The 11,648-nt window shown below is 61.6% G+C and carries 10 protein-coding genes; 6 read left to right on the forward strand and 4 right to left on the reverse strand.

The features are described from left to right. Positions 1-355: 355 nt before the first annotated feature. Positions 356-1,849 (reverse strand): CoA-acylating methylmalonate-semialdehyde dehydrogenase, encoded by a 1,494-nt coding sequence (locus tag AC788_RS18010; protein ID WP_049861932.1) that lies wholly within the window; start codon positions 1,847-1,849, stop codon positions 356-358. Between the two features lie 24 nt (positions 1,850-1,873). Further along, positions 1,874-3,220: an aspartate aminotransferase family protein gene (locus AC788_RS18015; protein WP_049861933.1), complete on the reverse strand. Its 1,347-nt coding sequence runs from the start codon at positions 3,218-3,220 to the stop codon at positions 1,874-1,876. A gap of 121 nt (positions 3,221-3,341) precedes the next feature. Here AC788_RS18015 and AC788_RS18020 point away from each other — a divergent pair, with 121 nt between their 5' ends. The 5 genes from AC788_RS18020 (at position 3,342) to AC788_RS18040 (ending at position 7,892) form a co-directional block, all read left to right on the forward strand. After that, positions 3,342-4,259 (forward strand): LysR family transcriptional regulator, encoded by a 918-nt coding sequence (locus AC788_RS18020; protein WP_049861934.1) that lies wholly within the window; start codon positions 3,342-3,344, stop codon positions 4,257-4,259. A 137-nt stretch (positions 4,260-4,396) separates the two neighbouring features. Beyond that, entirely contained in the window at positions 4,397-5,782 is a 1,386-nt protein-coding gene (locus AC788_RS18025; RefSeq protein WP_049861935.1) for a uracil-xanthine permease family protein, read from the forward strand. Between the two features lie 91 nt (positions 5,783-5,873). Then, complete coding sequence (locus tag AC788_RS18030; RefSeq protein ID WP_049861936.1) at positions 5,874-6,536, forward strand: TetR/AcrR family transcriptional regulator; 663 nt, start codon at positions 5,874-5,876, stop codon at positions 6,534-6,536. Positions 6,537-6,561: 25 nt separating this feature from the next. Continuing rightward, the gene (locus AC788_RS18035) at positions 6,562-7,152 is read left to right on the forward strand and encodes an IMPACT family protein (protein WP_049861937.1); all 591 of its coding nucleotides are present in this window, start codon (positions 6,562-6,564) and stop codon (positions 7,150-7,152) included. A gap of 56 nt (positions 7,153-7,208) precedes the next feature. After that, the gene (locus AC788_RS18040; protein ID WP_049861938.1) at positions 7,209-7,892 is read left to right on the forward strand and encodes an SDR family oxidoreductase; all 684 of its coding nucleotides are present in this window, start codon (positions 7,209-7,211) and stop codon (positions 7,890-7,892) included. Between the two features lie 93 nt (positions 7,893-7,985). Here AC788_RS18040 and AC788_RS18045 read toward each other — a convergent pair whose 3' ends face one another. Both AC788_RS18045 and AC788_RS18050 read right to left on the reverse strand, forming a co-directional pair. Next, positions 7,986-9,077, reverse strand: coding sequence for a calcium:proton antiporter (locus tag AC788_RS18045; RefSeq protein WP_049861939.1), 1,092 nt, complete (start codon positions 9,075-9,077; stop codon positions 7,986-7,988). Between the two features lie 94 nt (positions 9,078-9,171). Further along, positions 9,172-10,089: a LysR substrate-binding domain-containing protein gene (locus AC788_RS18050; RefSeq protein ID WP_043190912.1), complete on the reverse strand. Its 918-nt coding sequence runs from the start codon at positions 10,087-10,089 to the stop codon at positions 9,172-9,174. Between the two features lie 102 nt (positions 10,090-10,191). Here AC788_RS18050 and AC788_RS18055 point away from each other — a divergent pair, with 102 nt between their 5' ends. Then, a complete protein-coding gene (locus AC788_RS18055) occupies positions 10,192-11,565 on the forward strand; it encodes an L-serine ammonia-lyase (RefSeq protein ID WP_049861940.1) in 1,374 nt (457 codons plus the stop codon). The last annotated feature ends 83 nt before the right edge of the window (positions 11,566-11,648 follow it).

The raw sequence follows: 11,648 nt of genomic DNA on the forward strand, positions 1-11,648 counted from the left end.
CTCACATTCTGTCAAGCGTTTATTTCGAAGTATTTTTCCAGAAACCTGAACAACTTCAAACACTTGACTCGCTACGATCACTCGTCAGCGGGAGGCGAATTCTACAGCGTTTCAAACCGCTGTCAACTGCCTTTTTCACCGCTTCCGACCTTGAAGATCGAAGCACTTCCTCACTATCTGAACGACTAACTCATTGATTAACAAGGCGTTTATCGTTTCGGCTGCGCCGGAAGTGGGGCGAATTATAGACAGATCTGGAGGGGCGTCAACAGGTAATTTCAAAAATCTGTCATATAAGGTCAAAAGCAAAGGGCGGGCCTGTCGGCCCGCCCTTTGTTACTGCAAGAATCGCAACTCAGAGACTCGGGAAAGCAAACTGCGAGGCTTCGTGGCTGGCGCGTTGCGGCCAGCGTTGTGTGATGGCTTTGCGGCGTGTGTAGAAACGCACGCCGTCTGGCCCATAGGCGTGCAGGTCACCGAAGAGTGAACGCTTCCAGCCGCCGAAGCTGTGGTAGGCAACCGGTACGGGCAAGGGTACGTTGACGCCGACCATGCCGACTTCGATCTCGTCACAGAACAGGCGCGCCGCTTCACCGTCGCGGGTGAAGATGCAGGTGCCGTTGCCGTATTCGTGGTCGTTGATCAGTTGCATGGCCTGTTCGAGGCTGTCGACACGGACGATGCACAGTACCGGCCCGAAGATTTCCTCTTTATAGATACGCATCTGCGGGGTGACGTGGTCGAACAGGCAGCCGCCAAGGAAGAAGCCTTCTTCGTTGCCTGCCACACTCAGACCGCGGCCATCCACGACGAGTTTGGCACCGGCCTGCTCGCCGTCGTCGACGTAGCCCGACACCTTGTCACGTGCCTGGGCAGTCACGAGGGGGCCCATGTCCAAGCCGCAGGAGGTACCGGCGCCGATTTTCAAAGCTTTGATCTGCGGGGTCAGCTTGGCCACGAGCGCGTCGGCGACCTGGTCACCGACACAGACGGCGACCGAGATGGCCATGCAGCGCTCACCGCAGGAACCGTAAGCCGCACCCATCAGGGCGCTGACCGCGTTGTCCAGATCGGCGTCGGGCATCAGTACCGCATGGTTCTTCGCGCCACCCAGGGCCTGGACGCGCTTGCCCCGGCGAGTGCCCTCGCTATAGATGTACTCGGCGATGGGTGTGGAGCCGACGAAGCTCAACGCCTTGACCTCGGGTGCTTCGATCAGGGCATCCACCGCGACCTTGTCGCCGTGGACGACGTTGAGCACGCCGGCTGGCAGGCCTGCTTCCAGCAACAGTTGGGCTATATAGAGTGTGGAGCTGGGGTCGCGCTCGGACGGCTTGAGAATGAAGCAGTTGCCGCAGACGATGGCCAGCGGGTACATCCATAAGGGGACCATGGCCGGGAAGTTGAACGGCGTGATACCGGCGACGATACCCAAGGGCTGAAAGTCGGACCAGGCATCGATGTTTGGACCGACGTTGCGGCTGTACTCGCCCTTGAGCACTTCGGGGGCTGCGCAGGCGAATTCGACGTTTTCGATGCCGCGTTTGAGTTCGCCTGCGGCGTCCTCCAGGGTCTTGCCATGCTCTTCACTGATCATCTGGGCAATCTTGGCTTCGTTCTGCTCGAGCAGTTGCTTGAAGCGGAACATCACCTGGGCGCGCTTGGCCGCCGGGGTCTTGCGCCAGGCCGGGAAGGCGGCCTTGGCGGAGTCGATAGCCTGCTGCACGGTTTCGCGGCTGGCCAGTTGGAGAGTGCGGATAGGTTGGCCGGTCGATGGGTTGAAGACGTCGGCCGTGCGGTCGCCACTGGAAACCAGATCGCCATTGATCAAGTGTTGGATAGTGCTCATGCAAAGGGCTCCTGATAAAAGGGGTCAGTCGATCTGGTTGAGGGCTTCGCCCACGGCGTCGAACAGGCGATCGAGGTCTTGTGGCTGGGCGTTGAAGGTAGGGCCGAACTGCAGGGTGTCGCCGCCGAAGCGGACATAGAAGCCGGCTTTCCACAGTTTCATGGACGCTTCGTAGGGGCGCACGATGGCGTCGCCATCCCGGGGCGCCAGCTGGATCGCACCGGCGAGGCCATAGTTGCGGATGTCGACGATGTTCTTCGCCCCCTTGACGCCGTGCAGCGCGCTTTCGAAATGCGGTGCCAGTTCAGCGGCGCTCTGCACCAGGTTTTCGCGCTGCAGCACGTCCAGTGCGGCAAGGCCGGCGGCGCAGGCTACAGGGTGGGCCGAGTAGGTATAACCGTGGGGGAATTCCACGGCATACTCGGGCGTCGCCTGGTTCATGAAGGTCTGGTAGATCTCGGTGCTGGCGATGACGGCGCCCATCGGGATGGCGCCGTTGGTGATCTGCTTGGCGATGCACATCAGATCCGGCGTTACGCCGAAGGTGTCGGCGCCGAACATGGCGCCGGTGCGACCGAAACCGGTGATGACTTCGTCGAAGATTAGCAGAATGTTGTGCTGGTCGCAGATCTCACGCAGGCGCTTGAGGTAGCCCTTGGGCGGCGGCAGTACGCCTGCCGAACCGGCCATGGGCTCGACGATCAGGGCGGCGATGTTAGAGGCGTCGTGCAGCTCGATGACCTTGAGCATTTCGTCGGCCAGGGCGATGCCGCCCTCCTCCGGCGACCCCTTGGAGAAGGTATTGCCCGGCAGCAGGGTATGGGGGATGTGGTCCACATCCATCAATTGACCGAACATCTTGCGGTTGCCGTTGACTCCGCCCAGGCTGGTGCCGGCCACGTTGACGCCGTGGTAGCCGCGGGCGCGGCCGATCATCTTGGTCTTGGTGGCCTGGCCTTTCAGGCGCCAGTAGGCGCGAACCATTTTCACGGCCGTGTCGCAGCACTCGGAGCCGGAGTTGGTATAGAAGACGTGGTTGAGGGTGCCGGGGGTCAGGTCGGTGATCTTTTCCGCCAGCTGGAACGACAACGGATGGCCGTACTGAAACGCGGGCGAGTAGTCGAGCACGCCGAGTTGGCGCGACACCGCTTCCTGAATTTCCTTGCGCGTATGGCCTGCACCGCAGGTCCACAGACCGGAAAGGCTGTCGTAGATCTGGCGGCCCTTGTCATCGGTCAACCAACTGCCCTGGGCCGCGACGATGATGCGTGGATCACGTTGGAAGCTGCGGTTGGCGGTGTACGGCATCCAGTGAGCGTCCAGCTTGAGCTGGCTGGTCACGCCGACGGGGGCGTTCTCGGGCATGTTCATGGGCACAAACCTCTTTGAGCGATTGAAGACGCGATGACAAGCGTGTTGCCCCTAAGGTGTCACGGCGATAAAGTCTGGAAAATTCAACTTTTGCGATCTTCAGTCAGGCAATCACTAAACTATGAGCCGCCGTCCCGATCCCCTCGCACAGGTCAGTGATTTCGATATTCGCCTGCTGCGCATCTTCCGTAGCGTAGTGGAGTGCGGCGGTTTCTCTGCGGCGGAGAACGTGCTCGGCATCGGTCGCTCAGCGATCAGTCAGCAGATGAGCGATCTGGAGCAGCGCCTGGGTCTGCGCCTGTGTCAGCGGGGGCGGGCCGGTTTTTCGCTGACCGAGGAAGGCCGTGAAGTCTATCAATCGGCCTTGCAGATGCTGGGTGCGGTGGAGAGTTTTCGCACCGAGGTCAATGGCCTGCATCGTCATTTGCGTGGTGAACTCAACATTGGCCTGACCGACAACCTGGTGACGCTGCCGCACATGCGCATTACCCATGCGTTGGCGCAGTTGAAGGATCGAGGGCCGGACGTGCGCATTCAGATCCGCATGATCGCCCCGAGCCAGGTCGAGCAAGGGGTGCTCGACGGCAGCCTGCACGTGGGCGTGGTGCCGCAGGCCAGTCCGCTGTCCGGGCTTGAATACCAGCCGCTGTATAGCGAGCGCTCGCTGCTTTATTGCGCGGTGGGCCATCCGTTGTTCTACGCCGACGATGCGCAACTGGACGATGCACGGCTCGATGCCCAGGAGGCGATCGCGCCGACCTTCCGCTTGCCGGCCGAGATTCAGGCGCGTTACCAGGCACTGAACTGCACGGCCAGCGCGTCGGATCGCGAGGGCATCGCGTTCCTGATTCTGACCGGGCGCTACATCGGCTATCTACCCGACCACTACGCGACGTTCTGGGTGCAGCAGGGACGACTGCGCGCACTCAAGGCGGCCGAGCGGTTCTATGACTTGAGCCTATCCTGGGTCACTCGCAAGGGGCGACGCCCGCATTTGGTGCTCGAAAGCTTTCTGGAAAGCTTGTACGAGACCCGATGACGTTCTTATCTCCTTGATCTGGTTGGGGTTGTGAACATGGCAAGTAAAAACCTGAGCGATTGGACAGCTTTTTGCACGACTGCTTCGCAAAGCGAGGACTGACTCCAGTCCATCGACCGTGCCGAGAGTCCGACGCCATGCCTACCGATACGTCCACGCCCAGCGAACTGATCTATGGTCTGCATGACCGTCCGCCACCCATGACCTCGATGCTGGCGGCGCTTCAGCACGTGCTCGCCGCGTTCGTCGGGATCATCACGCCGCCACTGATCATTGGCTCGGCGCTGGGCCTGGGCACTCATTTGCCGTACCTGATCAGCATGGCGCTGTTGGTGTCCGGCATCGGCACGTTCATCCAGGCACGCCGTCCGTTCGGCATCGGCGCAGGCATGATCTGTCTGCAAGGCACCAGTTTCGCCTTTCTGGGAGCGGTGCTGTCGGCCGGCTTCATCGTCAAGCAACGCGGGGGCAGCCCGGAAGACATTCTGGCGATGATATTCGGGGTGTGCTTTTTCGGCGCGTTGGTGCAGATCCTGCTGAGTCGCTTCATCGGTCAGCTACGGCGTGTCATTACCCCGCTGGTGACCGGCATCGTGATCACGCTGATTGGCGTGAGCCTGATCAAGGTGGGTATCACTGACCTGGGCGGAGGCTTCAACGCGCCAGACTTCGGTGCGCCAGGCAACCTTGCCCTGGGCGCGTTCGTGCTGGTGGTGATCATTCTGCTCAATCGCAGCGCCGCAACCTGGTTGCGGCTGTCGGCGATCATCATCGGGCTGGCGGTGGGCAGCCTGGCCGCCTGGTTCAGTGGCAAGCTGGTGATCCAGCCACTGCCGGACCTGCCGCTGATCAGTGTGCCGGTGCCTTTCAAGTTCGGTTTCGCTTTCGATTGGACGGCGTTTCTGCCGGTGGCGCTGATCTATCTGATCAGTACCTTGGAGACGGTGGGCGACCTGACGGCGAACTGCATGCTGTCGCGACAGCCCATCAGCGGACCGAGCTACATCGACCGGCTCAAGGGTGGTGTGCTGGGCGACGGCGTGAGTGGCATGGTGGCCGCCACCTTCAGCGCCTTTCCCAACACCACGTTCGCGCAGAACAATGGGGTGATCCAGCTGACGGGCGTGGCCAGCCGCTATGTGGGGCTGTATATCGGCGTCGTGCTGATGCTGCTCGGGTTGTTGCCGATGATCGGTGCCGTGCTGCAGCAGATTCCCAAGCCGGTGCTGGGGGGTGCCACCCTGGTGATGTTCGGCAGCGTGGCGGCCGCCGGGGTAAGGATTCTGGCGCAGTCGCCGCTGGATCGGCGCAACATGCTGATCATCGCCACCTCGTTCGGCGTGGGCCTGGGTGTGGCCGCGCAGCCCCAGCTGCTGCACCGCATGCCGCAACTGGTGCAGAACCTGTTCGACTCGGCGATCACCAGTGGCGGTGTCACTGCGCTGGTCATGTGCCTGTTGTTGCCGGAACCCAAGCACAGCGGTGAAGTGTCGACGCAGCGACTGGAAAACGAGCCGGTTTGAGGCGACATTTTTGCAACGACGCTTGTCGGATCCGGGCAGGTGCGTTATCAACGCATCTGCCTTACCCATACGATTTGCTCGGAACCGCCCCATGATGCTTGAAGTCCCCGCGCACAGCGCCTCGGCCAGTGGCAAGCCTGCCAGCCGCATCCGCCAGAAAAATGAGGAAGCGATTCTCAAGGCGGCCGAAGACGAATTCGCCCGGCACGGTTTCAAGGGCACGAGCATGAACACCATCGCGCTGAATGTCGGGCTGCCCAAGGCCAATTTGCATTATTACTTCACCAACAAACTGGGGCTGTACATCGCGGTGCTTAGCAACATCATCGAGCTGTGGGACAGCACCTTCAACACCTTGAGTGCCGAGGACGATCCAGCGCAGGCCTTGACCCGTTACATTCGCGCCAAGATGGAGTTTTCCCGGCGTCAGCCACTGGCGTCGCGGATCTTCGCCATGGAGATCATCAGCGGTGGCGAGTGCTTGACCGAATACTTCAACCAGGACTATCGCAGCTGGTTCACGGGGCGCGCCGCCGTGTTCCAGGCATGGATCGATGCCGGTAAAATGGACCCAGTCGACCCTGTGCACCTGATCTTCCTGCTGTGGGGCAGTACTCAGCATTACGCCGACTTTGCCACGCAGATCTGCCGGGTGACCGGACAGGCGCGGCTGACGCGAGAGGATTTCGAGCAAGCCGGTGACAACCTGATCCGCATCATCCTCAAGGGATGCGGACTGACCCCTGTAGTGTGATCACTGCAACAGCCAAGAGATAGCGATGCCTTCCACCCTGCTGGGCCCTTGCGAGTTCCGCGAGGAGATTCGCAAGAGTCGATTCATCACCCTCGCCGCGCCCATTGCCAGCGTGCAGGACGCCCAGGCGTTCATCGAACAGAACAGCGATCTGGCGGCGACCCACAACTGCTGGGCGTGGAAACTGGGCGACCAGTACCGCAGCAACGACGACGGCGAGCCGGGCGGTACGGCGGGCCGACCCATTCTGGCGGCCATCGAGGCGCAGGATTGCGACCAGGTGGTGGTGCTGGTGATTCGCTGGTACGGCGGTATTCAGCTGGGCACCGGAGGATTGGCCCGCGCCTATGGCGGGGGGGCGAACAAATGTCTGCAACAGGCCCCCAAGCGCCTGCTGATCGCGCGGGTGGCGGTGTCGTGTTCCTGCACGTTCAGCGAGCTGGCCCTGGTCAAGCTTCGCGTGGCCGAGGCTGAAGGGCTGGTGACTGCGGAAGATTTCACCAGCAATGGCGTCGATCTGCAGCTGGCAGTGGCCAGCGAAGTCATCCCGACCCTTGCGCAGCAGTTGGCCGACCTTTCGCGGGGGCAAATCGTGCTGCAAGACGCTGCTTCATGAACCTGCGGCTTGTTCACGGTGAGTGCTAGTCTGTTTCCTTTTCCAGGAGCGTCGCGATGACAACTGCAAAGAAAGCGCTGGTGATCGGTGCCTCCCGTGGCCTGGGCCTGGGGCTGGTGGAGAGATTGAGCGAGGATGGCTGGGAAGTGACGGCCACGGTTCGTGATCTGGGCAAGGTCCCGGCAGGGCTGACGGCCACCGGGGCCAAGGTGGAAGCGCTGGAGATGACTCGGCTGGAATCTATGGATGCATTGGCCCAGCGTCTGCAGCAGCAGCGTTTCGATCTGCTGTTCATCAACGCCGGGGTGTCCGGGCCGGCGGGCTACAACACCGATCAGGCCAGCGATGCGGAAATCGGCGAGCTGTTCGTCATCAATGCCGTGGCGCCGATCCGCTTGGCCCAGCGACTGGCGGGCAATGTCACCGACGGCGGCGCGATTGCGTTCATGAGTTCGGTGCTCGGTAGCGTGGCGATGCCCGAAGGGTCGCCCATGGCGTTGTACAAGGCGAGCAAGGCGGCCTTGAATTCGATGACCAACACGTTCGTGACCGAGCTGGCGCGGCCTGCGCTGACGGTGCTGGCGATGCACCCGGGGTGGGTGAAGACCGACATGGGCGGTGAAGGGGCCAGTCTGGACGTTGCCACCAGTACCCGGGGATTGGTGGATGTGATCACCGGGCAGCTGGGCAAGGGTGGGTTGCAGTTTCTGGATTATCGGGGGGAGAGGATTGAGTGGTGAGGGGCTTGCAGGGGTACAGGGGTATCAGAGGAGGCCTCTTCGCGGGCAGAGCCCGCTCCCACAAGTTTGCTGCCGCAAGGTGCAGGATGTTGGTTAGAGGCCCAGGATCGATAGCATGATGAAGGTGGCGAACAGTACGAAGTGAGTCATGCCTTCAATGGCGTTGGTTTCGCCATCGTTGAGGTTGATGGCGCAGATCAGCAGGGTGATGAAGATCATCACGGTCTGGACCGGGGTCATGGCCATCTGGAAGGGCTGGCCGCTGTACAGGGCCAGGCCTTCCATGACCGGTACGGTGAGAATCACCGTCGACAGCGAGGCGCCCAGTGCGATGTTGACCACAGATTGCATGCGGTTGGCCAATGCTGCGCGCAAGGCGGTGAGAATTTCCGGTGCGGCGGAAATGGCGGCCACCAGAATGGCCGTTACCACGGGTGGCGCGCCGGTGCCTTCCAGACCCAGGTCGATGGTCTTGGACATGACTTCGGCCAGCGCACCGATGATGACGATACCGAACACCAGCGTCCCCACCGACCAGCCCAGGTGAACCGGCTTTTCCGGTTCAGTGGTCACGCCTTTGCGCTTCTTCTTTTCCGGGTAGTTGTAGCTGAAGAAGTAGCTGTGCGGGCCGACCTGCATGCGCAGGAACAGCGCGTAGAGCACCAGCATGGCACCGATGGTGAAGCCCGAATAGACCTTCCAGTTGCCCTCGGGGATGAACTCGGGGACCACCATGGACACGCCCATGGCGGTGAGGATCATGACGCTGTAGCTGCGCGCGGAATCGTCGTTGTAGGACTGCTCGCCGTGCTTGAGGCCACCCATCAGTGCGGCGAGGCCGAGGATGCCGTTGATGTCGAGCATCACCGCCGAATAGATGGTGTCGCGCACCAAAGTCGGTGACGGCTCGTTGCTCATCATGATGCCCAGTACCACCACTTCGACCAGTACCGCCGAGAGGGTGAGGATCATGGTGCCGTAGGGGTCGCCGAATTTTTCGGCAAGCAATTCGGCATGTCCCGCCACGCGGACCGAGGCGAAGATGATCGCCACGACCAGGGCGATGCCTGCGCCCAATGCCACGCCTTGGCCGTGGCTGAGCAGGTAGTGCTCGGCCGGAAAGGCGACGCATGCGGCGATCACCGCCAGAAGTAGAAATTTTTCCTGCTTGAGTAACGCGATCATGGCCTGCCTTCGCTGATTGCTGCGACCTGTGCCGCGGTAAGTAACTGGATGTAACAAGAATCAGCGGATGAGAGTATGCAACAACGGCAAAGGTTCAGGGCCGGACCTGTGCCTGGGCCACCAGCCAGTCATGGATGGCGCGTCGGGTGGGGGTATTGAGGGCGCCTTCGCGGTACGCCAGCACGTATTTTTTGCGAGCCTGGATGGGCCACCCGAACGGCACGATCAGCGAGCCTTGTTCCAGTTCGTCGGTGATCAGTGCCCGACGCGCGATGGCCACGCCCATGCCCATGCGCGCGGCGTCGATGGTCAGGTGGTTGCGATTGAAGGTGTGCCCACGGCGCACGTCGATGCCTTCGGCGCCGATGGCCGAGAGGTAGAACTCCCACTCCGCGTATTCATAGCTGCCACGCCAGGCGGTGATGTCGTGGAGCAACGGGAAGTGAACAAGTTGGCCTGGGCTGTCCAAAGGCGGCCGACCTTCGAGCAGCAGTGGCGAGCAGACCGGAAACAGCTCTTCCTCCAGCAAAGGCGTGGTGACCAGGCCGGGGTAGCTGCCATCGTTGAGGTCGATGGCCAGATCGAAGTCATCGTCGCGCAGGGAGCCGCTGCTGTCTTCGGCGATCACGCGCAATTGCAGCTCCGGAAACGCCCGCTCCAGGCTGGGCAGCCGTGGCATCAGCCACTTGCTCAGAAAGGAAGGAATGCTGCGCAGCTTGAACACCCCGCCGATCGCTCCGGAATGCAACAGCCGCAATTCTTCGTCGATGCGGCTGTGCACTTCGTTGGCAACCACGGCAAGCCGCTGGCCCTGTGCAGTCAGTTGCAGACCGCGCCCCACGCGGTGAAACAGCGGAAAGCCGAGCCGATCTTCCAATTGCTTCATCTGCTGGCTGATGGCACCGGGGGTGACATGCAGTTCATCGGCGCAGCGGGTGAAGGACAAATGCCGCGCGGCGCAGGCGAACACCTGCAGCCAGGCGTGCATTTGGGCATTGAGGATTTTGCTCATCGGTGAGCCCCGCTAAACAATGACTTAGTAAGTATCGTTTGTCTGAAATGTCTGTCAGCCCAAAGATAAGGCACGAGTGTATAGAGAGAGAATGGGGCAGACATGGCTATCAGCGTATTCGACATGTTCAAGATCGGCATCGGACCCTCCAGTTCCCATACGGTGGGTCCGATGCGCGCCGCTGCCCTGTTTGCCAAACACCTGAACGAACACGGCATGGCGCCGCTGGTGGAGCGTATCGAAGTCCGCCTGTATGGTTCGCTGTCGGCGACCGGCGTGGGCCATGGCAGCGACCGCGCCACCCTGATGGGTTTGATGGGCGAATGGCCGGACCGCGTGGACCCGCAAACCGTAGGGCCACGGGTGGACGAGGTGATCCAGCGGCAATGCCTGCAGCTGGGCGAGCACGCGATCCATTTCGACTGGCAACGCGACATGCTGCTGCTCGATGAGAGCCTGCCCTACCACCCCAATGGCATGACCTTGCTGGCGCATCTGCAGAACGGCGAGGTGCACGAGCAGACGTACTACTCGGTCGGCGGCGGTTTCGTGATCGATGCCGAGCAGGCTGCCAGCGGTGTGCTGGACAATGACACCACGGCCCTGCCCTACGATTTCTCGTCGGCGGCGCAGTTGTTGAGTTTGTGCAAACGCACTGGACTGAGCATCTCGGCGCTGATGATGGAGAACGAAAAGGCCTGGCGCTCCGAAGATCAGATCCGTGAGCAGTTGGCGGTGATCTGGCAGGCGATGCAGGCCTGCGTGGACAAGGGGCTGACCGGGCAAGGCATTCTGCCCGGTGGGCTGAACGTACGGCGCCGCGCCTATCGGTTGCACCAGAACCTGCAGGAGATCGGCAAGCCCAACGTCATCGGTTCGACCTTGAGTGCCATGGAGTGGGTGAACGTCTTCGCCCTGGCGGTGAACGAGGAGAATGCCGCCGGCGGGCGCATGGTGACTGCTCCTACCAATGGCGCGGCCGGTATCATTCCGGCGGTGCTGCACTACTACATGAAGTTCTGCCCTGAAGCGTCGGCCGACGACGTGGTGCGTTTCTTCCTGGCCGCCGCTGCGGTGGGCATTCTGTGCAAGAAGAACGCTTCGATTTCCGGTGCCGAGGTCGGCTGCCAGGGCGAGGTTGGTTCGGCCTGTGCCATGGCCGCCGCAGGCCTGGCCGAAGTGCTGGGAGCCACGCCCGAGCAGGTCGAGAACGCGGCGGAAATCGGTCTGGAGCACAACCTCGGACTGACTTGCGATCCGGTCGGCGGCCTGGTTCAGGTGCCGTGCATCGAGCGCAATGCGATTGCCGCAGTCAAGGCGATCAACGCGGCGCAGATGGCGCTGCGCGGTGATGGCGAGCACTTCATTTCCTTGGATCACGCCATCCGCACCATGCGTGACACCGGCGCCGACATGCACGACAAGTACAAGGAAACCTCGCGCGGGGGTTTGGCGGTCAATCTGGTGGAATGTTGAGCTGCCTGTTTCGTAAAAGAGAATGTTTTTTGATCGCAACAGCTTGATATGGAATAGTACCCGCCGTTTTTGCGCGCCTGCCC

Source organism: Pseudomonas sp. RIT-PI-a (genome assembly GCF_001187875.1).
Lineage (GTDB): Bacteria > Pseudomonadota > Gammaproteobacteria > Pseudomonadales > Pseudomonadaceae > Aquipseudomonas > Aquipseudomonas coleopterorum.

Coding starts and splice junctions, on each gene's coding strand:
- AC788_RS18035 (WP_049861937.1), top strand. CDS start 6,562: ATGCCTTCCACCCTGCTGGGCCCTTGCGAGTTCCGCGAGGAGATTCGC.
- AC788_RS18050 (WP_043190912.1), bottom strand. CDS start 10,089: ATGAGCAAAATCCTCAATGCCCAAATGCACGCCTGGCTGCAGGTGTTC.
- AC788_RS18045 (WP_049861939.1), bottom strand. CDS start 9,077: ATGATCGCGTTACTCAAGCAGGAAAAATTTCTACTTCTGGCGGTGATC.
- AC788_RS18010 (WP_049861932.1), bottom strand. CDS start 1,849: ATGAGCACTATCCAACACTTGATCAATGGCGATCTGGTTTCCAGTGGC.
- AC788_RS18025 (WP_049861935.1), top strand. CDS start 4,397: ATGCCTACCGATACGTCCACGCCCAGCGAACTGATCTATGGTCTGCAT.
- AC788_RS18040 (WP_049861938.1), top strand. CDS start 7,209: ATGACAACTGCAAAGAAAGCGCTGGTGATCGGTGCCTCCCGTGGCCTG.
- AC788_RS18020 (WP_049861934.1), top strand. CDS start 3,342: ATGAGCCGCCGTCCCGATCCCCTCGCACAGGTCAGTGATTTCGATATT.
- AC788_RS18030 (WP_049861936.1), top strand. CDS start 5,874: ATGATGCTTGAAGTCCCCGCGCACAGCGCCTCGGCCAGTGGCAAGCCT.
- AC788_RS18015 (WP_049861933.1), bottom strand. CDS start 3,220: ATGAACATGCCCGAGAACGCCCCCGTCGGCGTGACCAGCCAGCTCAAG.
- AC788_RS18055 (WP_049861940.1), top strand. CDS start 10,192: ATGGCTATCAGCGTATTCGACATGTTCAAGATCGGCATCGGACCCTCC.